General features: G+C 65.0%; 22 protein-coding genes and 1 other RNA gene. 8 read left to right on the top strand and 15 right to left on the bottom strand.

All coding sequences use genetic code 11. The features are described 5' to 3' along the window. Nucleotides 1-24 precede the first annotated feature (24 nt). Together B5D62_RS26795 and B5D62_RS26790 are read right to left on the bottom strand one after the other, a co-directional pair. On the bottom strand, nucleotides 25-1,065 hold the full coding sequence (locus tag B5D62_RS26795) for a rod shape-determining protein (RefSeq protein WP_085937127.1): 1,041 nt from the start codon (nucleotides 1,063-1,065) through the stop codon (nucleotides 25-27). A 167-nt stretch (nucleotides 1,066-1,232) separates the two neighbouring features. Continuing rightward, on the bottom strand, nucleotides 1,233-2,333 hold the full coding sequence (locus B5D62_RS26790) for a Zn-dependent alcohol dehydrogenase (protein WP_170921157.1): 1,101 nt from the start codon (nucleotides 2,331-2,333) through the stop codon (nucleotides 1,233-1,235). 41 nt (nucleotides 2,334-2,374) lie between these two features. On the opposite strand from B5D62_RS26790, the gene B5D62_RS26785 reads away from it, so the two are divergent. Then, nucleotides 2,375-3,133 (top strand): SDR family oxidoreductase, encoded by a 759-nt coding sequence (locus tag B5D62_RS26785; protein ID WP_085937125.1) that lies wholly within the window; start codon nucleotides 2,375-2,377, stop codon nucleotides 3,131-3,133. Between the two features lie 84 nt (nucleotides 3,134-3,217). Here B5D62_RS26785 and B5D62_RS26780 read toward each other — a convergent pair whose 3' ends face one another. From B5D62_RS26780 to miaA, 6 genes are all read right to left on the bottom strand, one after another. Next, a complete protein-coding gene (locus B5D62_RS26780; protein ID WP_085937124.1) occupies nucleotides 3,218-3,556 on the bottom strand; it encodes a hypothetical protein in 339 nt (112 codons plus the stop codon). Between the two features lie 260 nt (nucleotides 3,557-3,816). Then, a complete protein-coding gene (gene ilvC / locus B5D62_RS26775; RefSeq protein ID WP_085937123.1) occupies nucleotides 3,817-4,836 on the bottom strand; it encodes a ketol-acid reductoisomerase in 1,020 nt (339 codons plus the stop codon). A 30-nt stretch (nucleotides 4,837-4,866) separates the two neighbouring features. Further along, nucleotides 4,867-5,490 carry a LysE family translocator gene (locus tag B5D62_RS26770; RefSeq protein WP_085937122.1) on the bottom strand — a complete coding sequence of 208 codons (624 nt, stop codon included), beginning with the start codon at nucleotides 5,488-5,490 and terminating at the stop codon, nucleotides 4,867-4,869. A 2-nt stretch (nucleotides 5,491-5,492) separates the two neighbouring features. Continuing rightward, nucleotides 5,493-6,005: an acetolactate synthase small subunit gene (gene ilvN / locus B5D62_RS26765; protein WP_085937121.1), complete on the bottom strand. Its 513-nt coding sequence runs from the start codon at nucleotides 6,003-6,005 to the stop codon at nucleotides 5,493-5,495. Further along, nucleotides 6,002-7,771, bottom strand: coding sequence for an acetolactate synthase 3 large subunit (locus B5D62_RS26760; protein ID WP_085937120.1), 1,770 nt, complete (start codon nucleotides 7,769-7,771; stop codon nucleotides 6,002-6,004). The genes ilvN and B5D62_RS26760 overlap by 4 nt, the downstream gene beginning before the upstream one ends. A 112-nt stretch (nucleotides 7,772-7,883) precedes the next feature. After that, nucleotides 7,884-8,825, bottom strand: coding sequence for a tRNA (adenosine(37)-N6)-dimethylallyltransferase MiaA (gene miaA / locus B5D62_RS26755; RefSeq protein WP_170921156.1), 942 nt, complete (start codon nucleotides 8,823-8,825; stop codon nucleotides 7,884-7,886). Nucleotides 8,826-8,888: 63 nt separating this feature from the next. Between miaA and serB the strand changes: the two genes are divergently transcribed. Both serB and B5D62_RS26745 read left to right on the top strand, forming a co-directional pair. Further along, the gene (gene serB / locus B5D62_RS26750; protein ID WP_085937118.1) at nucleotides 8,889-9,770 is read left to right on the top strand and encodes a phosphoserine phosphatase SerB; all 882 of its coding nucleotides are present in this window, start codon (nucleotides 8,889-8,891) and stop codon (nucleotides 9,768-9,770) included. Next, nucleotides 9,767-10,774 (top strand): NADP-dependent oxidoreductase, encoded by a 1,008-nt coding sequence (locus B5D62_RS26745; RefSeq protein ID WP_085937117.1) that lies wholly within the window; start codon nucleotides 9,767-9,769, stop codon nucleotides 10,772-10,774. The genes serB and B5D62_RS26745 overlap by 4 nt, the downstream gene beginning before the upstream one ends. Nucleotides 10,775-10,784: 10 nt before the next feature. On the opposite strand, the gene B5D62_RS26740 is transcribed toward B5D62_RS26745, so the two are convergent. Together B5D62_RS26740 and B5D62_RS26735 are read right to left on the bottom strand one after the other, a co-directional pair. Continuing rightward, nucleotides 10,785-11,738, bottom strand: coding sequence for a Rieske 2Fe-2S domain-containing protein (locus B5D62_RS26740; RefSeq protein ID WP_085937116.1), 954 nt, complete (start codon nucleotides 11,736-11,738; stop codon nucleotides 10,785-10,787). A 25-nt stretch (nucleotides 11,739-11,763) separates the two neighbouring features. Further along, nucleotides 11,764-12,570, bottom strand: coding sequence for an SAM-dependent methyltransferase (locus tag B5D62_RS26735; protein WP_085937115.1), 807 nt, complete (start codon nucleotides 12,568-12,570; stop codon nucleotides 11,764-11,766). Between the two features lie 101 nt (nucleotides 12,571-12,671). On the opposite strand from B5D62_RS26735, the gene B5D62_RS26730 reads away from it, so the two are divergent. Then, a complete protein-coding gene (locus tag B5D62_RS26730; protein ID WP_170921155.1) occupies nucleotides 12,672-13,346 on the top strand; it encodes a TetR/AcrR family transcriptional regulator in 675 nt (224 codons plus the stop codon). Here B5D62_RS26730 and B5D62_RS26725 read toward each other — a convergent pair. The 3 genes from B5D62_RS26725 to hflK form a co-directional block, all read right to left on the bottom strand. Next, nucleotides 13,330-14,838 carry a DegQ family serine endoprotease gene (locus tag B5D62_RS26725; protein ID WP_231714953.1) on the bottom strand — a complete coding sequence of 503 codons (1,509 nt, stop codon included), beginning with the start codon at nucleotides 14,836-14,838 and terminating at the stop codon, nucleotides 13,330-13,332. The two genes, B5D62_RS26730 and B5D62_RS26725, sit on opposite strands and share 17 nt — an antisense overlap. 207 nt (nucleotides 14,839-15,045) lie before the next feature. After that, on the bottom strand, nucleotides 15,046-15,936 hold the full coding sequence (gene hflC, locus B5D62_RS26720) for a protease modulator HflC (RefSeq protein WP_085937112.1): 891 nt from the start codon (nucleotides 15,934-15,936) through the stop codon (nucleotides 15,046-15,048). Continuing rightward, a complete protein-coding gene (gene hflK, locus B5D62_RS26715; RefSeq protein WP_336470174.1) occupies nucleotides 15,933-16,976 on the bottom strand; it encodes an FtsH protease activity modulator HflK in 1,044 nt (347 codons plus the stop codon). Before hflK ends, hflC begins: the two co-directional genes overlap by 4 nt. A 246-nt stretch (nucleotides 16,977-17,222) precedes the next feature. On the opposite strand from hflK, the gene apbC reads away from it, so the two are divergent. Then, nucleotides 17,223-18,380, top strand: coding sequence for an iron-sulfur cluster carrier protein ApbC (gene apbC, locus B5D62_RS26710; protein ID WP_085937110.1), 1,158 nt, complete (start codon nucleotides 17,223-17,225; stop codon nucleotides 18,378-18,380). A gap of 129 nt (nucleotides 18,381-18,509) precedes the next feature. Here the strand turns inward: apbC and B5D62_RS26705 are convergent, their stop codons facing one another. Beyond that, nucleotides 18,510-19,073 carry a GNAT family N-acetyltransferase gene (locus B5D62_RS26705; RefSeq protein WP_231714952.1) on the bottom strand — a complete coding sequence of 188 codons (564 nt, stop codon included), beginning with the start codon at nucleotides 19,071-19,073 and terminating at the stop codon, nucleotides 18,510-18,512. Next, the gene (gene thyX, locus B5D62_RS26700; protein ID WP_085937109.1) at nucleotides 19,070-20,011 is read right to left on the bottom strand and encodes an FAD-dependent thymidylate synthase; all 942 of its coding nucleotides are present in this window, start codon (nucleotides 20,009-20,011) and stop codon (nucleotides 19,070-19,072) included. The genes B5D62_RS26705 and thyX overlap by 4 nt, the downstream gene beginning before the upstream one ends. Before the next feature lie 129 nt (nucleotides 20,012-20,140). Between thyX and ssrA the strand changes: the two genes are divergently transcribed. The 3 genes from ssrA (at nucleotide 20,141) to B5D62_RS26685 (ending at nucleotide 22,790) form a co-directional block, all read left to right on the top strand. Further along, nucleotides 20,141-20,465: a transfer-messenger RNA gene (gene ssrA / locus B5D62_RS26695) on the top strand. Between the two features lie 81 nt (nucleotides 20,466-20,546). After that, nucleotides 20,547-21,107 (top strand): SspB family protein, encoded by a 561-nt coding sequence (locus B5D62_RS26690; protein WP_085937108.1) that lies wholly within the window; start codon nucleotides 20,547-20,549, stop codon nucleotides 21,105-21,107. A gap of 66 nt (nucleotides 21,108-21,173) precedes the next feature. Beyond that, nucleotides 21,174-22,790, top strand: a complete 1,617-nt coding sequence (locus tag B5D62_RS26685; RefSeq protein WP_085937107.1) for a fumarate hydratase — start codon at nucleotides 21,174-21,176, stop codon at nucleotides 22,788-22,790. Nucleotides 22,791-22,944: the final 154 nt, after the last annotated feature.

Raw genomic sequence — 22,944 nt, 5'->3', positions numbered from 1 at the left:
AAGCGGACGGTGGCGCGCGGAGTCTTAGTACATGGATGACAAGACGCCGCGCAAACGATCGATATTCTCCACCGCATGGCCGGTTCCCAGCGCCACGCACAGCAGCGGATCCTCCGCCACCGAGACCGGCAGGCCGGTGGCCTGGCGCAGGACCATATCCATGTTAGCCAGCATGGCGCCGCCGCCCGTGAGGACGATGCCCTTGTCCACGATGTCGGCCGCAAGTTCGGGCGCTGTGTTCTCGAGGGCGACCTTGACCGCCTCGACGATCTGGCTGACCGGCTCCTGAAGGCTTTCGGCGATCTGCCGCTCGGTGATCACCAGTTCCTTCGGCACGCCGTTCATCAGGTCGCGGCCCTTGATTTCCATGGTCCGCCCTTCGCCGTCGTCGGGCGCGCAGGCCGAGGCGATGGTCTTCTTGATGCGCTCGGCCGAACTCTCGCCAACCAGGAGATTATGATTGCGCCGGATGTAGGCGATGATCGCCTCGTCCATCTTGTCGCCGCCCACGCGCACCGAGCGCGGATAGACGATGCCGCCGAGGGACAGGACCGCCACTTCGGTCGTGCCGCCGCCGATATCGACCACCATCGAACCGGTCGGCTCGGTGACCGGCAGGCCGGCCCCGATCGCCGCCGCCATGGGCTCCTCGATCAGCCACACCTTGCGCGCGCCGGCGCTTTCGGCCGATTCCTGGATGGCGCGACGCTCCACCGCGGTCGAGCCGGAAGGCACGCACACCACGATCTGCGGATGGGCGAACGACCGGCGATTATGCACCTTGCTGATGAAGTGCTTGATCATCGCCTCGGCGACTTCGAAGTCGGCGATCACACCATCGCGCAGCGGCCGGATCGCCTGGATGTTGCCCGGCGTGCGGCCCAGCATCATCTTCGCCTCCTCGCCCACGGCGAGGACCTGACGCTTGCCGCTGTGCGTGGTCAGCGCGACAACCGAGGGCTCGTTCAGCACGATGCCCCGGCCCTTCACATAGACCAGCGTGTTGGCTGTCCCGAGGTCGATCCCCATATCCGCCGAAAAAAGCCCGATCACTCTCGACAGCATTGCGCCAAGTCTCTGTAATTACAGGAAAAACAGCTTTTCGTCGCGAGCCTGAAAAGGCCGCTGAAGTGGGGTGGGTTTAGACCGGCCGGGAGGGTCTCGCAAGGCGATTCAAACACCCCGGCCGGACAACCGTCCTTTGTCACTCGGTGCGCAACGGAGCCCGCCGGTCAGTCGAAAACGACGACGCCGCGCGCGACCTCGCCGGCCATCATGCGCTTGAAGCCTTCGTTGATGTCCTCGAGCTTGTAGGTACGGCTGATCAGGCCGTCGATATTGAGCCTCCGGTTCATATAGTGATCGACGAGAACGGGGAAATCGACGTTGGGCCGCACCGATCCGTAATAGGTGCCGCTCACCGTCTTCTCGGTCAATACCATCGCGAATGGCGAATATTGCGCCTTCACGGTCGCGGCCGAGATACCGACCGCGACGGCGTGGCCGCCCGGCGCCAGCGCGTCGAAAGCCAGGGCCTGGGTCTTGTCGTTGGACACCGCGTCGAAGGCATAGTCGACGCCCAGCCCGTCCGCGATCTCCTTCACCTTCTTGACCGGATCGTTGTCCTTGGCCGTGTTGATCGTGTGCGTGGCACCGAACGTCCTGGCCATCTCGAGCTTGTTGTCCAGGATATCGGCAGCAACGATCAGACGCGCGCCCGACAGCATGGCTCCCTGGATGGCGTTGAGGCCGACGCCGCCGCAGCCGATCACCAGCACCGACGACCCGGCCTCGATCTTGGCATGACGGGTGACGGCTCCCACGCCGGTCGCGACGCAGCAGCCGACCAGCGCCGCTTGCGGCCAGGGCATATCCCTTCGGATTGGCACCACCATCTCCTCGGGCACCACGACCTCCTCGGCGAAGGTACCGATGCGCGCCATCTGGCTGATGCCCTGCCCCTTGTGCTTCAGCCGCAGCGTCCCGTCATAGAGGGTGCCTGCCGGCGCGGAAGCATGGCCGATGCAAAGCACAGTGCGGCCCATGGTGCAGTAGCGGCAGCGCCCACAATGCGGCCGGAAGGAGAAGATGACGTGATCGCCGGGCTTCACCGTCGTGACACCGGGTCCGCATTCCAGGATCTCGCCGGCAGCCTCGTGCCCCGGCACGATCGGCAGAGGCGAAGGCCAATCGCCGTTCATGATGTGCCAGTCGCTCTGACAAACGCCCGCCGCCTTCATCTTCACGCGCACCTCGTTGGCCTTCGGCGGATCGAGTTCGCATTCCACGACCTGCAGCGGGGTATTGGGTTCGAACAAAACAGCGGCTTTCATCATTTTCCTCCCGGGAGACGGCGCACTATAACATCGCTCGCATGACCAAAACTCTTTTGATCACGGGAGGCGCTTCCGGCATCGGCGCCGAGACCGCGCGACGCGCCGCGGGCCGCGGCTACCGGATTGCCGTCAACTACCGATCGAGGGCGGATCAGGCGGAGGCCATCGTGGCCGAGATCGCCGGCAAGGGCGGACAAGCCGTCGCGGTGCAGGCCGACATGGCTCGAGAAAGCGAGATCGTGCGGCTGTTCGAGGAAACCGAGAAATCGCTCGGCCCTGTCACTCACCTCGTCAACAGCGCCGGCATCAACGGTCGCAATGGACGCGTCGACGAGTACGACGCGGCCATCCTTTCCAACCTCTTCGCCGTCAATGTGGTCGGCTTGATGCTGTGCTGTCGCGAGGCCGCACGGCGCATGTCGACCAAGCACAGCGGCAAAGGCGGCGCCATCGTCAACGTCTCTTCCATGGCTGCCACTCTGGGCGGCCGGACGGGCTCTTCGGCCTATGCTGCCAGCAAGGGCGCCGTCGACGCCTTCACCAAAGGCTTCGCTCGTGAAGCGGCAGGCGAAGGCATCCGGGTCAATTCAGTCCGACCGGGCATGGTCACGACGGAAATGACCGAGGGCCGACTCACTGACGCCACCTTTCGAGCCCGCATCGAATCCTCGATCCCGATGCACCGCATCGGAGAAGCGCACGAGATCGCCGAGGCGATCCTGTGGCTGCTGTCGGACGAGGCCTCTTTCATTACCGGCGCCATGCTCGATGCATCGGGCGGCGGCTATATGCTTTAGAAAGCCTGATTCGGTCTCACTGATCGATCGGAGGCAGGCGGTCGCGAAGCGGCCCCGACCTCCGATCCGACAGCGAGAGAGGCGTCAGTCCCACTTTATCGATTTGTCGTAGACGTACAGATTCTGGATGCGGCAGAAATTGCCCGTGTATTCGTATTTGTAGCCGTCCGACGCCGTCACTCGGAACTGGACATCGCACGGCCCTTTGCGATCGGAGAACCGCATCTCAATCGCAGCACCTGGTTCCAGTCGATCGCGTCCCAGCCAGTTCGAACTCCAGCCATCGCCCTCGTTGGTCGTGAAGGACACGATCGTGAAGTTGCTACCGTTGTGCAGTTCAAAATCGGCCCAGTCATCGGCGAAAGCGACGGGCGCCGTCATGACGATCAATCCTGCAGCAAGCAGGGACGCGGACAATTTCATCTCAGGTCTCATAGCAATTGCGCGTTTGTGAGTCGCATTCGACAGACGCGGATCCAGCCGTTGGCTTCGGACCGATTGAATGTCTCGGCGATATCACATCCGACCAATAAGGGTGGCACCGGCCGTGTTCAATCGCCGATTCGGGAAAGCATTGTGACAGGTCTCCCGCGCTCGCCCCTGTCGATGGCAATCTGACCAAAAGAAAACGCGCCACGTGCCGCGGAACCGATCCGCGACACGTGGCGCGCTTCCCGAGATCGTCAGTTCTTGGTCTTGTCGACCAGGGCCTTTTCCTTGATCCACGGCATCATGCCGCGCAGCTTGACGCCGATCTCCTCGATCGGATGCTCCGACATGCGCTTACGCATCGCCTTGAACGAGGCCTGGTTGACCTTGTTCTCCAGCATCCAGTCGCGCGCGAAGCGGCCCGACTGGATGTCGGCCAGCACACGCTTCATCTCGGCCTTGGTCTCGGCCGTCACGATGCGCGGACCCGACACGTACTCGCCATACTCGGCCGTGTTGGAGATCGAGTAGTTCATGTTGGCGATGCCGCCCTCGTAGATCAGATCCACGATCAGCTTCACCTCGTGCAGGCACTCGAAGTACGCCATCTCCGGCGCATAGCCCGCCTCGACCAGCGTCTCGTAGCCGGCCTTGATCAGCTCGACGAGGCCGCCGCACAGCACGACCTGCTCGCCGAACAGGTCGGTCTCGCACTCTTCCTTGAAGGTCGTCTCGATAGTGCCGGCACGGCCGCCGCCGATCGCCGACGAGTAGCTGAGGCCGATCTCGAGCGCGTTGCCCGAAGCGTTCTGCGCCACCGCGACCAGGCAGGGCACTCCGCCGCCACGCAGGTATTCGGACCGCACCGTGTGGCCGGGGCCCTTGGGCGCGATCATGAACACGTCGATGTCGGGGCGCGGCGTGATCAGGTTGAAGTGCACGTTGAGGCCGTGCGCGAAGGCGAGCGCCGAACCGGCCCGCATATTGGGCGCGAGGTCGGCATTATAGATGTCGGACTGCAGCTCGTCGGGGGTCAGGACCATGACGATGTCGGCCCACTTGGCGCCATCGGCCGGGCTCATCACGGTGAAGCCAGCGCCTTCGGCCTTCTTGACCGTGGCGGAGCTGGGCTTGAGCGCGATGCGCACGTCCTTCACGCCCGAGTCGCGAAGGTTCATGGCATGGGCATGGCCCTGGCTGCCGTAGCCGACGATCAGGACCTTCTTGCCCTTGATCAGATTAACGTCGGCATCACGATCGTAATAGACACGCATTGTCCTGCTCCCTTTCGAATGGCGCGCTGTCTAGCGGCTCAGCAAGGCGAGGCGCAAGCCGAGAACGGCCAGCGCTCCGCCCATAATTCGGTCGAGCCAGACCTTGGCCCGCCGGTAGATGGCTCGCGCCGGCCCGCCGGAAAACAGCAGGGTGATCAGCGCGTACCAGGTGAATTCGTTGAAGGCCACGATGGCCAGCACCGCCGCCTGCATCCAGACCGGCGGCTGCGCCGGCAGGAGGGCGAGGAAGATGCTGCCGAAGAAGACCATGACCTTCGGATTGCTGAGCTGTAGCAGCAGGGCGCGAACGAAGCCTTGCGCGCCGGTGGCGTGAACGCCGCCGGAGCCCGGCTCCGGCAAAGGATCGCGGGCATGCCGCCACAGCATCACGGCCAGATAGAGCAGATAGAGTCCGCCGCCGATGCGCATGGCGAGATAGAGCCACTCGAAGCGCGCGAACAGGACCTGCAGGCCGTATAGCGCCGCCGCGGCCCAGGCGAGCGCGCCCAGCATCATGGCGAAAGCGGCGAGGAATCCGGCGCGACGCCCCGAGCCGACCGCTGTCTGTGCCACCAGCACGAAGCTCGGACCCGGGCTCGCGGCGGCAAGCAGATGCACGACCGCAAGGCCCAGAAGGGCGACGACCGCATCCATCGCTAGAGAGCTTCGCCGCCGCGGGTCGTGGCGACGATACCGGTGCGGCCAACATCGACCAGGCCGAGCCCGTCCATCAGGCCAATGAAGGTGTCGACCTTGTCGGACGAGCCGGTCACCTCGAAGACGAACGAGTCGTTCTTGGCGTCGATCACCTTGGCGCGGAAGACATCGGCAAGACGCAGGGCCTCGACCCGCCTCTCGCCCGTTCCCTTCACCTTCACCAGTGCCAGCTCGCGCTCGACATGCGCTCCCTCGACGGTAAGGTCGCGCACACGGTGGACTGGCACCAGGCGGTCGAGCTGGGCCTTGATCTGCTCGATCACCATCGGCGTGCCGGTCGTGACGATGGTGATGCGGGAGAGGTTTTCCTTTTCGTTGGTCTTGGCGACCGTCAGGCTTTCGATGTTGTAGCCGCGACCGGAAAACAGGCCGACCACACGGGCGAGAATGCCGGGCTCGTTGTCGACCAGAACGGAGATGGTATGGCGCGAAGCCGTCTCGATCGCGCTCACACCAGCACCATGCCTTCCTCGGACACGGGCTTCGCCGCGCGGTCGTTGGGGCCCAGCAGCATGTCGTAATGGGCCGCGCCCGACGGAATCATCGGGAAGCAGTTTTCGGCCTTGTCGACCAGGACATCGACGATGACCGGCTTCTTGATCTTGATCATCTCCTCGATCACGCCGTCGAGCTCGGCCGGATTGCCGGTGCGCAGGCCGACCGCCCCGAACGCCTCGGCAAGGCGAATGAAGTCGGGCAGCGCTTCCATGTAGCTCTCGGAATAGCGCCCGCCATGCAGCAGCTCCTGCCACTGCCGCACCATGCCCATATACTGATTGTTCAGGATGAAGATCTTCACCGGCAGTCGGTACTGCGCCACGGTGGAGAGCTCCTGGATATTCATCATGATCGAGGCTTCGCCGGCGACATCAACCACCAGCGCTTCGGGATGGGCGATCTGCACGCCGATGGCGGCAGGGAAGCCGTATCCCATCGTGCCCAGGCCCCCGGAGGTCATCCAGCGGTTCGGCTCCTCGAACTTGAGGAACTGCGCCGCCCACATCTGATGCTGCCCCACCTCGGTGGTGATGTAATGGTCGAGGCCCTTGATGTGATGATAGAGACGCTCGAGCGCGTATTGCGGCTTGATGGTCTCCTGATCCTGCTTGTAGGCGAGGCAGTTGCGCGCCCGCCACTTGTCGATCTCGGCCCACCAGGCTTTCAGCGCCTTGTGGTCGGCCTTGAGCTGCCTGGCCTTCCAGATCCGGATCATCTCCTCGAGCGCATGCGCCGCGTCGCCCACGATCGGCAGATCGACGCGCACGTTCTTGTTGATGCTGCTCGGGTCGATGTCGATATGGATCTTCTTCGAGTTCGGCGAGAATTCGGCGAGCTTGCCGGTGATGCGGTCGTCGAAACGAGCGCCGATATTGATCAGCACGTCGCAATTGTACATCGCCAGGTTGGCTTCATAGGTCCCGTGCATGCCGAGCATGCCCAGGAACTGCTTGTCCGAGGCCGGGAAAGCGCCGAGGCCCATCAGCGTGTTGGTGATGGGGTAGCCGGTCAGATGCACGAGCTGCGTCAGCAGCTTGCTGGCCTTGGGGCCTGAATTCACCACGCCGCCGCCGGTGTAGAAGACCGGCCGCTTGGCCGCCGCGATGATCTCGATCGCCTGTTCGATCTTGGTCGGATCGGGCTTCACCTGCGGGCGGTAGCTCTTGTGCTGGACCGGCTTGTTGGGCGCCTCGTACTCGTGCTTGTTCATCAGCACGTCTTTCGGCAGGTCGATCACCACCGGACCCGGACGGCCGGAGCGCGCCACATAGAAAGCCTCGTGGACCGTGCGAGCGAGATTGCCCACCGCCTTCACGAGATAATTGTGCTTGGTGCAGGGCCGCGTGATGCCCGTAGTGTCCGCTTCCTGGAAGGCGTCGTTGCCGATCAGATGCGTCGGCACCTGGCCTGTGAGGCAGACGATCGGAATCGAATCCATCAGGGCATCGGTCAGGCCGGTGACGGCATTGGTCGCGCCCGGACCGGAGGTCACGAGCACCACGCCCACCTTGCCGGTGGAGCGGGCATAACCTTCGGCGGCATGCACCGCCGCCTGCTCGTGCCGCACGAGGACGTGCCGCAGGCGGTTCTGCTTGAAGAGCGAATCGTAGATCGGAAGGACCGCGCCGCCGGGATAGCCGAAGACGACCTCGACTTCCTCGTCGATCAGGGCTTTCACCAACAGATCGGCGCCGGTCGTGGCGGACTCCTCGGGCTTCATGACAGGGGTCTCCTCTATGACAAATGCGCCGCAAAAACGGGTTTTGCGGCGGCGCGGACCATAGAGAGGCGGGGTGGGAGGGTCAACGGAAATCAGCACGAAACATAAAGTTTCAGACCCCCATTTTGTCCAAAAATTTCTCTACGCCCTCCCCAACTGGATTTGCGGAGGGATCCAGCACCAAATCTGGGGCCATCTGGTGCCGGAACCACGTCATCTGGCGCTTGGCATATTGGCGCGTGTGATCGATGGCAATTCGCCGCGCCTCATCGAGGCTGAGGTCGCCTCGAAAATAGCGGAACAGTTCGGGCGCGCCATGCGCCTTCAGGCCGGGCCAAGAAGGGTCGGGATGGCGCTCTAACACCGCCTTCACCTCATCGAGAACACCCGCCGCGAGCATGGCATCGAAGCGCGCCTCGATGCGGTCGCGCAGCCATTGCCGCTCCGGGGCGAGAAGGATGGTGACGAACCGCCAGGGCGCAGGCGTCCCCTTCGTCTCCTGCCAGGCACTGAGCGGCCGACCGGTGCCGATCCAGGTCTCCCAGGCGCGCACATGACGCTGCCGGTCGCCGGGCTTCAGCCGCGCGACGATCGCCGGATCGTGCTGCGCCAGCCGGGCCCGGAAAGCCTCGGCCCCCATGGCCTGCCAGTCTTCGTTGGCCTGGACCCGCAGCGTTGCCGGTGCTTCCGGAATGTCGGAAAAGCCCTGCATCAAGGCCCGCAGATAGAGTCCCGATCCGCCGCAGAGGATAGGCAGGCGGCCTTGTTCCTGGGCATGCTCGATCTCATCCGAGGCAAGGGTGCGCCAGCGGGCAGCAGACAGTGTCTCGCTGAGCGGCAGGACGCCATAGAGCCGATGCGGGGCGCGGGCCCGTTCCGCCGCCGATGGCTGCGCCGTGAGGATTGGAAAGGCGTCGTAGGTCTGCATCGCATCGGCATTGATCACGACGCCGCTGCGACCTTCGGCCAGCGACAGGGCCAGCGCCGACTTTCCGCTGGCAGTCGGTCCGGTCACGATGACGACAGGCGGCTTATGCTGGCCAGAAGAGCTCATGCCTTCTTTGGCCATGCGGCGGCGGCGTTTGCAAATCCTCGCATGCGCCGCTAGAGGCGGAGCGTGAAAAGCGTCCTCGTCCTCATCGCCAATCCTGCCAAACCGATTCTCGAGTCGGCCCTCGTCCGCCAAGCTGCGGAGGCGCTGCGCTCCAGCGGTGCCTCAGTCGGCGAGCCCGACTGGCTGGCGGATGGCATCGCCTGCGATCTGCCGTTCGACGGAACGGCGCCCGACATCGCCTTGGCCGGCATCGATGCCGTGACCGTGCCCGTGTTGGCGCGACGCAAGAAGCTGCTCGTGGCCGACATGGAATCGACCATGATCGAGAACGAGATGCTGGACGAACTGGCGGAGTTCCTCGGCCTGCGCGACAAGATCGCCGCCATCACCGCGCGCGCCATGAACGGCGAGATCGATTTCGCCGGTGCGCTCGAGGAACGGGTCGGGCTGCTGAAGGGCCTGCCGGTCGCCAGGCTCGACGAAGCGGCGCGGCGGATCCGCTACACACCGGGCGGGGCGACGCTCGTTGCCACCATGCGTCAGCATGGCGCCTTCTGCGCCCTGGTCTCCGGCGGCTTCACCTACTTCACGTCCCTGGTGCGCAAGGCGCTGGGCTTCGACATCGATGCCGCCAATGTCCTGCGGCACGATGGGCAGACCTTGAGCGGTTCCGTCCAACCGCCGATCCTCGGCAAGGAAGCCAAGCTCGCCACGCTCGATCGTCTCTGTGTCGAGCGTCAGCTCGGCATCGCCGAGGCCATGACGGTGGGCGATGGCGCCAACGACCTGCCGATGCTGCAGGCGGCGGGGCTTGGCGTGGCCTTCCACGCCAAGCCCGTCGTCGCGGCACAGGTCCCGGCGCGCATCAACCATGGCGATCTCACGTCCCTGCTCTATCTGCAGGGTTATCGCCGCAGCGAATTTGTCGAAAGGACCGATCCATGACCCAAGCCCTGCAAGTCGTCCTGGCCAAGCGCCCCGTCGGCGACGTCACCGACGATTGCTTCCGCGCCGAGACGGTGACCCTGCCGGCCTTGACCGACGGGCAGATCCTGATCCGCCAGCGCTTCCTGTCGCTCGACCCCTATATGCGGCCGCGCATGACCGAGCTGCGCTCCTACACGCCGCCGTTCGAACTCGACAAGCCGCTGACGGGTGGCTCGGTCGGCGAGGTGGTCGAATCGCGCAACGAGCGGTTTGCCAAGGGCGACATCGTAATGGGCCTGCTGAACTGGGCCACCCACACGGTCCATGACGGCAAAGGCTTGCGCAAGATCGACCCCTCGATCGCTCCGCTCTCGGCGCATCTCGGTATCCTCGGCATGCCGAGCTTCACCGCGTGGTACGGCATGAAGCACATCTGCAAGCCCAAGGCCGGGGAGACGGCCTTCGTCTCGGCCGCGACGGGCGCCGTCGGCCAGGTGGCGGGCCAGCTCGCCAAGCTGGCCGGTGCGCGGGTGGTGGGCTGCGCCGGCGACGAGGACAAGTGCGTCTGGGCGGTGCGGGAGGCCGGCTACGATGCCTGCTTCAACCATCGTACCGAACGTGACTATGGTGCGGTCCTCGACAAGCTCTGCCCGCAAGGGATCGACTCGGATTTCGAGAATGTCGGCGGGCGGATCTTCCACGCGGTCTTCGCGCGGCTGAACAATTTCGGCCGGGTCGCCTTCTGCGGCGCGATCTCCGAATATCAGGACAAGGAACCGATGGCCGGCCCGCCCAAGATGTTCACCATCGTGCAGCGGCGCCTCACCATCCAGGGCTTCATCGTGTCCGACCATGTCGCGCTGATGGGCGACTTCGTGAATGAAGTGGGCGGCCTCCTGAAGGCCGGCAAGCTCAAGAGCCGCGAGACGGTGGTCGATGGTCTCGCCAAGGCCCCGCAGGCGTTCATGGGCCTGCTCAAGGGTCAGAATTTCGGCAAGCTCGTCGTCAAGATCGACGGCTAGAACGCAGACTTCAGATCCCGGGCGGCACGGCGCGCGGGAACTCCTTGGCGTAGCGGAAGTAACGCGCCAGGTGCCGATCGCTGGCAACAAGCGTACCGCGCCGCAACCGCATGCGTTCGAGAATCGGCTCGTCCTCGCTCAACAGCCGCTCGACGAAGACACCCAGATTTTCCAGCGCCTGGCTCTCATCTTGCCCTCCATCCTGGCGGTCGACGCGACGCGGTATGCCGACAGTGAAGAACGACCGACGTCGCGTCCGATCGATCGGTGCGCCGCAGAACAGCATGAAGAGGTCGCGCCCCGCCGGTGTCAGATGCTGGGCGAAGGTGCTCATGCCGCTGATGATGCCGTGCTGGCTGTAGCCGGCAGCCTCGACCCGGAACTCGATCTCATGGTCGCGCACCGTGATCTCGTCGGGCTCCGTGGTGTTCAGGCCGTGCAGGGTCCGCAGATGCTGGAAGTCGACTCCGTTGCTCAAGGCCGCCTCGCCCGGACCGGATCGGATGCCGCGGAAATGGGCGGCCCAGTCGAGATCGGCTTCCGTCGCGTCCGGCATGCGCGGTGGGTCGAACATCGCCGTCGTTCCATTGAACAGCCAGATGAACCCCCAGGCCTCGGCCGTGGGATAGGTGACAATCCGGGCGGCCGACGGAATGCGGTCGCCGGTGGGGATGTGGCTGCAGGCGCCGCCCCGGTCGAAACGCCAATGATGATAGGGACAACGCACCTGCCCTTCCACGAGCGTACCTTGCGAGAGATCGGCGCCGAGATGTGGGCACCACGCGCTCTGCACCACCGCGCGCCCAGTGTCGTCGCGATAGACGATGACTCGCGTGTCCAGGATGTCGACACCGAGTAGCGTGCCGGCAAGCACCTCGCCGGCGAGACACACCGGATACCAGGTCTGGTAGTAGCTCCCGTCCAGCCGGGCGGCAGCCGGATCGACCGTCGTGATCGTGTCCATCTGCAAACTCCCTCGGTAGATCGAATCAGGCGGTGGATTTCTGGGCAACCGCCATGAGCAGGCCGACGCGGCCTTCGAGCACGCTGCGGCCGAAATTGACGGCCATGGTCCGGAAGTCCGGCCCCATGAGGAGATGCAGACCGAGCTTCTGCGGTGTCGCTCCCGCGCGCGCGGCGAACCAGCGGCTCGCCTCCGGCGTGACATCGCGCCAGGCAACGATGGCGAACCCGCTCTGCTCGAGAACGGTGCGCAACGCCTCGGGCGTCAGCAGGAAGCTGGTCGAGGCATCGCGCGCCCACGGAACCGGAAACAGCGGGTCACCCGAACCGGCAACGGCATCGTAGAGGGCAAGCTTGCCGCCCGGCCGCAGGACGCGGTGGATCTCACGATAGAGGCGCGGCCGGTCGGCGATGTTCATCGCCACGTGCTGGGTCCATACGGCGTCGAAGCTGGCCGCATCGAACGGCAGGTCGAGCGCGTCGGCGGGACGGAAAGAGACCTTGTCGGCCAAGCCGACACGTTGGGTCAGCGCCTCGGCGAGGCGGCAATATTCCGCCGTCAGGTCGATCCCCACCACGGAGCAGCCGAAGGTCTCCGCCAGAAATCGCGCCGGGCCGCCAATGCCGCAGCCGACGTCGAGCACACGCTGGCCCGGCGCGAGCCCAGCCAGCGTTGCCAGCATCCGGCTCGCCTCCAATCCGCCGGCATGGAACTGGTCGAGCGGCGCGAGGTCAGTGGGCTTTGGCTGGCTAGGCAGGGCCTCGTCGACGGCGGCCAGCACCGAGTCGACCAGGGAACGCGAGGCGTAGTGACGTTCGACCTTGTCATTCATCTTCGGCCTCCTGTCTGCGTTGTGGTACCTTATGGTACCGAATGAGTGCAAAGTAGGTACCAACCGGTACCATGGCAAGCTGTTTTTGCGAGGCGACGGGCATGAAGACGAAGAAGCGCGGGACCAGCGGCGAGACGGCCGGAGAGAGTCACGGGCCGGCCGACGCACCGGCCGGTCCGCGCGAGCGCATCATGGACGCCACGTTCGCTGTGCTGATGGAACGCGGTTATGCCGGAGCCAGCACGCTCGAGATCGCCACGCGCGCCAAGGTATCGAAGCGGGAGATCTATGCGCTGTTCGGCGACAAGCGCGGGATCCTGGTGCAGATGATTGCCCGCCGGGCCACCGAGATGCAGCGGGCGTTGACGCTACCGGTCGCGGTCAATCGCGATGCCGTAGCGACAACGCTGATCGAGTTCGGTACGACGCTTCTGCACGAGGTTTGCCACCCGGTGGTGACCGCCTTGTTTCGGGTCGCCATCGCCGAGGCCGAGGGCGATCCCGAAATGGCGCGCGTGCTGGACGAGAACGGCCGCGGCATCCAGCGGCCGGCACTGGTGGCCTTCCTGCAGCGGGCGAGCCAGCTCGGCCTGATCGGCGCCGAAGCCGATCCCGAGCAGATGGCCGGCCAGTTCCTGTCGCTCCTGTTTGGCGACGTCCTGTTGCGCGTCATCCTGCGGGTGGCTGAGCGCCCCTCCCGCCGCGACTGCGCCCTGCGGGCGCGGCGCGCGACGGAAACCGTGCTGCGGCTTTACCCGCTTACTTCGTCAGCCTGAGCGCAGCGAAGCGTGGATCGCCCTGGCGTTCAACGAACAGCAGGACGGAGCGCTTCTTCTGGGATTGCAGCTTGCTGACGATATCGGTCACTTCCTGCGGCGAGGTCACGGCCTTCTGGTCGACCTCGATGATCACGTCACCCGGCTGCAGCTGCTTCTCGGCGGCGGGACTGTCGGGCGCGACACGGGTCACGATGACGCCCTTCACGTTGTCCGCCAGACCGTACTTCTCACGCAGCTGGTCGCTCACCTTTTGCAAGGTCAGGCCAAGCTGCTCGACCGTCGACGAGACCGGCTGGTCGCGCTCCACGGGCTTCTTGTTCGGAGCCGGCCCTTGGGCGGACGCATTCTGCTTCTCGGGCTCGTCCTGCTCGCCGATCCTGAGCTTCAGCGTCTGCTCCTTGCCGCCGCGCCAGACCACGGTATCGACCGTGCTGCCGACCCGAGCATTGGCCACCTGCCGCGGGAAATGCCGCAGATCCGGCACGTCCTGACCGCCAAAGGACAGGATGATGTCGTTGCGCTTGATGCCGGCCTTGGCGGCCGGGCCATCGGCCACGACGTTCGCGACCAGTACCCCGCGCGCCTTGTCGAGCCCGAAGCTGTCGGCGATGTCGTCCGTCACGCTTTGGTAGCTGACGCCGATCCAGCCGCGGCGCACCCGGCCGAACTCACGCAGCTGCTCGGCGACCTGCTTGACGAGGTTGGACGGGATCGAGAAGGCCAGGCCGGCATTGGTTCCGGACGGCGAATAGATCGCGGTGTTGACGCCGATCACCTCGCCGTCGGCATCGAACAGCGGACCGCCGGAATTGCCCTTGTTGATGGCCGCGTCGGTCTGGAGGTAGTCGTCCAGCGAATCCGACAGCGCCCGGCCGCGAGCCGAGATGATGCCGGCCGTCACCGAGTGGCCAAGCCCGAAGGGGTTGCCAATGGCGATCACCCAATCGCCCACGCGCACCTTGTCCGAGTTGCCGAACTTCACCGCCGGGAGCGGCTTGCCGCCCGGCGGATCGACCTTCAGCACCGCCAGGTCGGCGCGGCTGTCGGCGCCGACGAGCTTGGCCTTGAGCTGGGTGTCGTCGCGCAGGATGACGGTGATGTCCTCCGCACCCTGGATCACGTGGTTGTTGGTGACGATGTAGCCTGACGGATCGATGATGAAGCCGGAGCCAAGGGAGGTGCCGCGCCGGCGCTGCTGCTGCTCCTCGCCGCCGCGGCGGTCGAAGAATTCCTTGAACAGCTCCTCGAACGGCGAGCCGGGCGGCAGCTGCGGCATATCCCGCAGGCGCGGACCCTGCTGCGGCAGATTCTGGGTGGTGGTGATGTTCACCACGGTCGGCATCAGGGTGTCGACCAGGTCGGCGAAGCTGGTCGGCGCTTCGCGGGCTGCCGCCGGGGCCGCCACGATGGGTTGCGCCAATATCAGGCCGACAGCGGTGAGCGCCGCGATCGCAACCTTGGAAAATCCTTTAAAATCTGTCAGATTCACGCCCGACCTCCCACGGCGCTCGAGGCCCAAAAGTCGGAACGGCCGGCGCCGCGCATACGATTCACTCTCTACATGTGCGCCGATTGTGGCGCAAATAAAGAGCCCGTTATGTAGGCCTGTTCGCGGCGCTTTTTCAGCTCCCCACAAAAAGAAACCGGCGGCGTGGCAGACCTGCCACAGCCGCCGGTAACGTATCGGCGCGAGAGACTACTTCTTGCCGGTCAGCGCGTCGGCCGGCGGCTCGTTGAAGTAGCGGAAGAAGGCGTTGTCCGTCGGGCTGAGGATCATCGTGCCGCCGGCGGCGAAGGCCTGGCGGTAGGCCTCCATGCGCCGCCAGAAGGCGTAGAAGTCCTTGTCGCGATTGAAGGTCTCGGCATAGATCCGGGTCGCCTCGGCGTCGCCCTCGCCCATGGCGATCTGAGCCTGCAAGCCGGCATCGGCCTTGATCACCGTGACCTCGCGGTCAGCCGTCGCCCGGATGCGCTGGTTCTCCTCGTCGCCCTCGGCACGCAGTTGCCCGGCCTCGCGTTCGCGATCGGTCTTCATCCGGCTGTAGACGGACTGGGAATTCGCCTGCGGCAGGTCAGCCCGCTTGATGCGAACGTCCACGACCTGGACGCCGAGATCCTTGGTCTTGCCGTTCACGCGCTTCGTGATGTCGTCCATCAGGCTGGCGCGCTGCTCGGTGAGAACGGCGTGCAGCGGCACCGAGCTCAACACGCCACGGATCTCGGAATTGATCAGCGAGTCGAGAAGCCCGCGCAGCGCCGGTTCGCCGGCCGGAACACGTTCCGCGAACAGGCGGGCGTCGTTGATCCGGTACATGGCGTAGGCATCGACCACGAGCCGCTTCTGGTCGCCGGCGATGATCTCGAACTCGTCGGCCTCGTAAGCCATCAGCCGGCGGTCGATGCGGACGATGTCCTGGACCAGCGGGATCTTGGCGTAGAGGCCGGGCTCGGTCTTGGGTTGTCCGACCAGGGCGCCGAACTGGCGCACCAGCACCTGCGTGGTGGGGTCGACGCTGTACAAGGTCTGGGTCAGCAGGAAGATGACGATCGCCAGCGATACCAGCGCGAAGATCGAACGGTTGCTCATCGCGACGCTCCCTGAGCGGACGGACTCACCCGCGGCGGCAGCGGCGTGGCAGGCTGGTTGGGCTTGAGCTCTGGCAACGGCAGATAGGGCAGCACGCCCGGTCCGGCGGCGTCCTTGTCGACCACGACCTTGTTCACGTCGCGCAGCACTTCTTCCATCGTCTCGAGGTAGAGACGTTCGGCTGTGATGTCCTTGGCCTTGACGTACTGGTCGTAGACCTGGGTAAAGCGCTGCGTGTCGCCCTTGGCGCGTGCCACGACCTGCGCCTTGTAACCCTCGGCCTTCTGGACGATCGAGGCGGCCTCACCTTTGGCGCGCGGCAGTACCTGGTTGCGATAGGTGTTGGCCTCGTTGATGTTCTTCTCCTTGTCGGCGCGGGCGGCCTGCACGTCGCGGAAAGCCGAGATCACCTCCTGCGGGGGATCGACGCGCAACAGCTGGACCTGGGCGATGAGCACGCCCATGCCGTATTCGTCGAGGATCCGCTGCAGCAGTTCCTTGGTGTCCTGCTCGATCCGGGTACGACCCTCGGTCTGGGCATATTGAAGGTTGGACTTGCCGATGATCTCGCGCATCGCCGCTTCGGCGGCCGCGCGCACGATTTCCTCGGCGTTGCGCACGGCGAAGGCGTAGCGGAACACGTCCTTGATCTGCCACAGCACGGCGAACTCGATATCGACGATGTTCTCGTCGCCGGTCAGCATCAGATTCTCGGACGAGGTCGCGCGCGCGTTCCGGTTGAAGCCGGCGTTGCTGCGCGATCCGATCACCGTGCGGCGCTGGTCCAGCACGTTGACGATGACGACATGGCCGATCGGCGCTGGCAGATTGTAATGCAGGCCGGGATCGACGGCGCCGCCATAGGGCTTGCCGAAGATCAGCTGGATCGCCTGCTGGTTGGGCTGGACCCGAAAGAAGCCGGTGATCAGCCAGACGACAATCGCGGCGAGCAGGATCAGGATCAGGCCCTTGACCGAACCGAACCCACCCGGAAGAAGGTTGCGCAGCCGCTCCTGACCCTTGCGAATCACGTCGTCCATGTCTGGAGGACGGCGCGGGCCGAACGGTCCGTTGTTACGATTGCCGCCCCCTCCCCAAGGTCCTCCCCCTCCACCACCACTATTTCCGCCGCCGCCCCACGGGCCGCCGCTATTGTTATTCCAGGCCATCCATCACCTCAGGGCCACAGCGGGACTTTGCTTTCAAGCCGGTCTGCATATATGTGACGGCAGCTATTCCTTCAATCAAGCGGCGACATAATATTGCCGCACGCGGAGAGAACGAACGTGGCGGAAATCACTGAATCGGCGATACGCAGCGTTCTCGAAACAGTCATCGACCCGGTCACGGCGAAGAGCGTCGTCGCCCTGGGCATGGTCGGCGGCGTTGCCACGCGCGGCGGCCACGTCGCGGTGACGCTCGATGTCGATCCGGCCCGCGGTCCGTCGCTCGAGCCCCTGCGTCAGGCCTGTGAGCAGGCGGTTCGCGCCATGCCGGGCGTCCTGTCCGCGACGGTGGTCATGACAGCCGAGCGCGCCGCGGCACCGCCGCCAGGCGCACCGCCGGCGCGTCCGGGCGGACCCGCGCGCGCGGGCCACTCCCATGGGCCCGCCCATGCCGCACCCGGTGGCGGACGGATCGAGGTGCCCGGCGTGAAGCACATCATCGCCGTCGCGTCCGGCAAAGGCGGCGTCGGCAAGTCGACCACCGCCGTCAACCTCGCGCTCGGTCTGGCTGCCATCGGTGTCCGCACCGGCCTGCTCGACGCCGACATCTACGGCCCTTCCATGCCGCGGATGCTGTCGGTGCACGAAAAGCCCGAATCCACGGACAGCAAGCAGTTGAAGCCGATCGAGCGCTATGGGCTCCGCACCATGTCGATCGGCTATATCGTCAACGAGGACACGCCGATGATCTGGCGCGGTCCCATGGTATCGAGTGCGCTCGAGCAGATGCTGCGCGACGTGCAGTGGGGCGATCTCGACGTCATGGTGGTGGATATGCCGCCCGGCACCGGCGATGCCCAGCTCACGCTGGCGCAGCGCGTCGCCCTGTCGGGGGCAGTGATCGTCTCCACGCCCCAGGACATCGCGCTGGTCGATGCCCGCAAGGGCCTCAACATGTTCCGGAAGGTGGCCGTGCCGGTGCTCGGCATCATCGAGAACATGAGTTATTTCCTGTGCCCCAAGTGCGGCGAACGCTCCGAGATCTTCGGGCATGGCGGCGCCCACGAGGAAGCGGACAAGCTCGGCGTGCCGTTCCTGGGAGAGATTCCGCTGCATCTCGACATCCGGACGACGTCCGACGAGGGCCATCCCATCGTCGTCGCCCGGCCGGACAGCCCCCACGCCAAAGTCTACAAGGACATCGCGCAGCGCGTCTGGCAGCAGCTGGCAGAGAAGGCGGCGGGCGCCCGACCGGCGCCGCGCATCGTCGTGCGCTGATCGCCCGACCGCCGGCCCGGCCGTTAAACAAACGGAAAAATAACGGGAATAGTCCCGGACCCGATCCATCTGCCCTCCCCCGAGGACAACACCATAGTACGGTCGGCGGGCGGGACCTGATTCCGGTCCTTATTGCTTCTTTCGTCGTCTCGTCGCCCGCTTGGGCGGCACCGGCTTTCCGATCATGCCGTGGACGCCGATCATGGCGCCGGCCACGAGTTCCAGCGCCAGGAAGCGCCGTTCCTCGACCCAGCCTGGAAGCTGGATGTTGAGGGCGAGGTCGCGGCGGAAGCCGAACTGGTTGTAGTACTCGGGATCGCCGACCAGGATGATGCGGCTATGGCCCTGCATGCGCGACTGCGCCATCGAGTGCCACATCAGCGCCTTGCCGTAGCCCAGCCCGCGCAATTCGGGCGCGATGGACAGCGGCCCCAGCAGCACGGCGGGCCAGCGTTCGTTGATCAGGATCGGCCAGTTGCGGATCGAGGCCACCAGGCGCCCCTTCTGGTCGAGCGCGACGAAACAGAGATCGCGGATCGGTGCGACCTCCTCCCGCAATCGGTAGACGGTCTTGTGGAAGCGATCCGGACCGAACGCCGCCGCCGTCATTTCGTCGATCGCGTCGGCATCCCGGGCCCGTTCGCGCAGCAGGCGCAATTGCCCGGGATCGCGCGCAGCAAGCTCGGCCGTCATGCCCCGGGCAGGCCGAGCGCCGACAGCAGCTCGCGCCATTCCCGCGGATTGAGGCCGCTCGCCTTCTGATCCAGCTTCTCGCCGGCGATCATGCGTCGAACGGCAGAGAGGCCGGTCTTTGACAGATGGGCGCCGCCCATGCGGTATTCCATGAAGGCGTCATGGCAGATCGGGCACCAGCGCTTCAGCGTGTCGATCATGGTCTCGGCATAGACACGGATCTCGTACTGCGCGTGCGCATCGGCGCGCAGCGACAGGAAATGCATGAGATTGTGCAGGTTCGTCTTCCAATACCACTGGGTATAGAAGGCGAGCGACAGGTTCATGCGCGCCAGTTCGCGCGCGAGCCCTGACCGTTCGGGATCGAGCGGCTCGCCGCCTTCACCCTCGTTGAGCATTTCCAGGTAGTGTTCGTAGACGAGCTCGGCGTCCTTCTTCAGGAGCGAGAAGACGCGCTCGGCTTCCTTGCCGCTCAGCACCTGGTCTCGGCCCTGGCGATTGGACTTGCTCTGCGCCGCGAGGTGTTCCGGGCTGGGAATGTAGAATTCGTTGTCGAGGATCGAATAGCGCGCCGAATATTCGTTCACGTTGGCCGTGCGGTGCCGGATCCACTGCCGGGCCACGAAGATCGGTAGCTTCACGTGGTACTTGATCTCGCACATCTCGAACGGCGTCGTATGCCGATGCCGCATGAGATAGTTGATCAGGCCGCGATCCTCGCTGACCTTCTTGGTGCCGCGACCATAGCTCACGCGGGCCGCCTGCACGACGGCGGCATCGTCCCCCATGTAGTCGATCACGCGCACGAAGCCGTGGTCCAGGACCGGCAGCGCCTGAAAGAGGATTTCTTCGAGCGCCGGCGCAACCGGCCGCAACGTCTTGTTCCCGCCTTCGCGGGCCTGGTCGATCTCGGCCTGTTGGTCGGTGGAGAGGGGCATGGCAATCTTCCGTCGTTCTTGAGCGGCACTTTAGCGTCCGGCACGCCCCTGCCAACGGCTCACTGACCTCGACCAACGCAAAGTTGCCCACATCCGGCCGGACCGGAGAACGTTCGGCATATTGCCGCGCGACTTCAAAAAGCGATGCGGCGTGCCTATATTGGGTGCGTCGGGAAACCGACTATGGCGATAAACGCCGCGTGGCATAAGCGTATCGGACCCGGGGGCAGTACCCGGCGCCTCCACCATTTTCCCTCGCTTCTCGAAGCGAGGTCGATGGGGGCGAAACAGGATCGACGAGCGTGGTAAAGGCGCGGTTTTTGCCCGGCATGGTTCCGCCGTAAAGGGCCACACACAAGTGCCAACGATAACGACGTTGCACTCGCTGCTGCCGCCTAAACAGCGGACGTAAGCGCGGTTTCGGGAGGGGCACCGGGCAACAGAAGCCCCTCCCACTTCGTCGCTCCGTTTCGGGTTCCCCACGATTGACTCTCGTGGTACGCGGGCCGATGCTTTGTGAAAATTCCGGCCAGTCATGAACGATCGATTTCACTACGACGCTCTCGTCGACGACGCGCTGCGCAGCGTGGTGCGGCGTGTGCTGACTCAAGTGGCCGACAAGGGGCTGCCGGGTTCGCACCATTTCTACATCTCCTTCCGCAGCCACGACCCCGGCGTCGAGCTGCCCGACTATCTGCGGCAGAAATATCCGGACGAGATGACGATCGTCCTGCAGCACCAGTACTGGGACCTCGTCGTGAACAACGAGTTCTTCGAGGTCACGGTGAGCTTCAACAAGCAGCAGGAGCACATCAAGGTGCCGTTTGCGGCGCTGTCGGCGTTCGTCGATCCCTCGGTGCGCTTCGGTTTGCAATTCGACCGCAAGGACAAGGGCGCCGCGGCACCGGCGGAGAAGGCCGAGCCCGCGCCGCCGACACCCTTGCCAGCGCCGGAAAAGCGCCCGTCCCTGGGCGGTCCGGCTTCCCCGGAGGCCAGCGGGGACGCCAAACCCGACGCCACGACGACGGATCCGGCGGCCAAGCCGGAGGATGCCGCGTCGAAGGTCGTCAAGCTCGACAGCTTCCGAAAGAAGTAGGTAGACGCCGCGCGCCACTTGCGGCAGGGATGCGCGCCTTCCAAGCAGGCGCCAGGAGAGAGTCGCATGCCCGAATTCCAGTTCCAGGAGATGTTCCCGAGCGGCAAGGACACCACCCCTTACCGCAAGCTCTCGTCCGACTTCGTCGGCACGGCCAAGTTCAACGGCCGCGAGGTGCTGACGGTCGAGCCGGAAGCACTGACGCTGCTCACGGCCGCTGCTTTCCACGACATCTCGCATCTCCTGCGACCCGGCCATCTGGCGCAGTTGCGGAGCATTCTCGACGACGCCGAAGCCTCCGCGAACGACAAGTACGTTGCGCTCGAGCTTCTCAAAAACGCCAACGTGGCGGCGGGCGGCGTGCTGCCGATGTGCCAGGATACCGGCACGGCGATCGTCATGGGCAAGAAGGGCCAGTCGGTGTGGACCGGCGGCGGCGACGAGGCCGCGATCGCCAAGGGCGTGTTCAAGACCTACACCGAGACCAACCTGCGCTATAGCCAGGTATCGCCACTCTCGATGTTCAAGGAAGTGCAGACCGGCACCAACCTGCCGGCGCAGATCGACATCTATGCGACCGACGGCGACGCCTACAAGTTCCTGTTCGTCGCCAAGGGCGGCGGCTCGGCCAACAAGACCTATCTCTACCAGCAGACGCCAGCGGTACTGAACGAAGCGTCGCTGCTCAAGTTCCTCGACACCCAGATCCGCACGCTGGGTACCGCGGCCTGCCCGCCCTACCACCTCGCCATCGTGATCGGCGGCACCTCGGCGGAGCTGAACCTCAAGACGGTGAAGCTCGCCTCGACGCGCTACCTCGACGACCTGCCGAGCGAGGGCAACAACAAGGGCGTCGCCATCCGCGACCGCGAGATGGAGCAGAAGGTGCTGGAGCTGACGCGCCAGATGGGGATCGGCGCACAGTTCGGCGGCAAGTATTTCTGCCACGACGTGCGCGTGATCCGCATCGCCCGGCACGGCGCCTCAGTGCCGATCGGGCTTGGCGTCTCCTGCTCCGCCGACCGCCAGGCCGTGGGCAAGATCACGAAGGACGGCATCTTCCTCGAGCAGCTCGAGACCAACCCGGCGCACTACCTGCCCGAGGTCGAGCCGCAGCAGCTTTCCGGCAATGTCGTCTCGGTCGATCTGGACAAGGGCATGGCGCACACGCTGTCGATCCTGACCCAGCATCCAGTGAAGACGCGCGTGAACCTGACCGGGACCCTGATCGTCGCCCGCGACTCGGCACACGCCAAGCTCAAGGAGCGGCTGGACCGCGGCGAAGGCCTGCCGGACTATTTCAAGCAATTCCCGGTCTATTACGCCGGCCCGGCCAAGACTCCCGAGGGCATGCCGTCCGGCTCGTTCGGCCCGACCACCGCCGGGCGCATGGATTCCTACGTCGACCTGTTCCAGGCCAATGGCGGATCGATGGTGATGCTGGCCAAGGGCAATCGCAGCAAGCAGGTCGTCGACGCCTGCAAGAAGCACAAGGGCTTCTATCTCGGCTCGATCGGCGGCCCGGCCGCGATCCTCGCCAAGAACTGCATCAAGAAGGTCGAGGTTCTGGAATATCCCGAGCTCGGCATGGAAGCGATCTGGCGCATCAAGGTCGAGAACTTCCCCGCCTTCATCGTCACCGACGACAAGGGCAACGACTTCTTCAGCGAATTGAAGATCTGAAACGACGCGCTCCTTCGGTCACTGTGCCTTGAGGACCGTGCCTCAAGGACCGTGCCAGGAGACAAGAAAACCCCGGGAGTCGCCTCCCGGGGTTTTCGCTGCTGTCCTGCGGCGACCGGCACAATTCCCAGAATGCCGATCACCGCTTCCCAAA

The organism is Enhydrobacter aerosaccus, from assembly GCF_900167455.1.
Lineage (GTDB): Bacteria > Pseudomonadota > Alphaproteobacteria > Reyranellales > Reyranellaceae > Reyranella > Reyranella aerosaccus.
The sequence above is the reverse complement of the archived record's forward strand: the minus strand, read 5'-3'. Positions and strand labels throughout refer to the sequence as shown.

What these genes read in the sequence shown, in the direction of transcription:
- B5D62_RS26795 (WP_085937127.1), bottom strand. Translation starts at nt 1,065, where the DNA reads ATGCTGTCGAGAGTGATCGGGCTTTTTTCGGCGGATATGGGGATCGAC.
- B5D62_RS26790 (WP_170921157.1), bottom strand. Translation starts at nt 2,333, where the DNA reads ATGAAAGCCGCTGTTTTGTTCGAACCCAATACCCCGCTGCAGGTCGTG.
- B5D62_RS26785 (WP_085937125.1), top strand. Translation starts at nt 2,375, where the DNA reads ATGACCAAAACTCTTTTGATCACGGGAGGCGCTTCCGGCATCGGCGCC.
- B5D62_RS26780 (WP_085937124.1), bottom strand. Translation starts at nt 3,556, where the DNA reads ATGAAATTGTCCGCGTCCCTGCTTGCTGCAGGATTGATCGTCATGACG.
- ilvC (WP_085937123.1), bottom strand. Translation starts at nt 4,836, where the DNA reads ATGCGTGTCTATTACGATCGTGATGCCGACGTTAATCTGATCAAGGGC.
- B5D62_RS26770 (WP_085937122.1), bottom strand. Translation starts at nt 5,490, where the DNA reads ATGGATGCGGTCGTCGCCCTTCTGGGCCTTGCGGTCGTGCATCTGCTT.
- B5D62_RS26760 (WP_085937120.1), bottom strand. Translation starts at nt 7,771, where the DNA reads ATGAAGCCCGAGGAGTCCGCCACGACCGGCGCCGATCTGTTGGTGAAA.
- miaA (WP_170921156.1), bottom strand. Translation starts at nt 8,825, where the DNA reads ATGAGCTCTTCTGGCCAGCATAAGCCGCCTGTCGTCATCGTGACCGGA.
- B5D62_RS26745 (WP_085937117.1), top strand. Translation starts at nt 9,767, where the DNA reads ATGACCCAAGCCCTGCAAGTCGTCCTGGCCAAGCGCCCCGTCGGCGAC.
- B5D62_RS26740 (WP_085937116.1), bottom strand. Translation starts at nt 11,738, where the DNA reads ATGGACACGATCACGACGGTCGATCCGGCTGCCGCCCGGCTGGACGGG.
- B5D62_RS26735 (WP_085937115.1), bottom strand. Translation starts at nt 12,570, where the DNA reads ATGAATGACAAGGTCGAACGTCACTACGCCTCGCGTTCCCTGGTCGAC.
- B5D62_RS26730 (WP_170921155.1), top strand. Translation starts at nt 12,672, where the DNA reads ATGAAGACGAAGAAGCGCGGGACCAGCGGCGAGACGGCCGGAGAGAGT.
- hflC (WP_085937112.1), bottom strand. Translation starts at nt 15,936, where the DNA reads ATGAGCAACCGTTCGATCTTCGCGCTGGTATCGCTGGCGATCGTCATC.
- hflK (WP_336470174.1), bottom strand. Translation starts at nt 16,976, where the DNA reads ATGGACGACGTGATTCGCAAGGGTCAGGAGCGGCTGCGCAACCTTCTT.
- B5D62_RS26705 (WP_231714952.1), bottom strand. Translation starts at nt 19,073, where the DNA reads ATGACGGCCGAGCTTGCTGCGCGCGATCCCGGGCAATTGCGCCTGCTG.
- thyX (WP_085937109.1), bottom strand. Translation starts at nt 20,011, where the DNA reads ATGCCCCTCTCCACCGACCAACAGGCCGAGATCGACCAGGCCCGCGAA.
- B5D62_RS26690 (WP_085937108.1), top strand. Translation starts at nt 20,547, where the DNA reads ATGAACGATCGATTTCACTACGACGCTCTCGTCGACGACGCGCTGCGC.
- B5D62_RS26685 (WP_085937107.1), top strand. Translation starts at nt 21,174, where the DNA reads ATGCCCGAATTCCAGTTCCAGGAGATGTTCCCGAGCGGCAAGGACACC.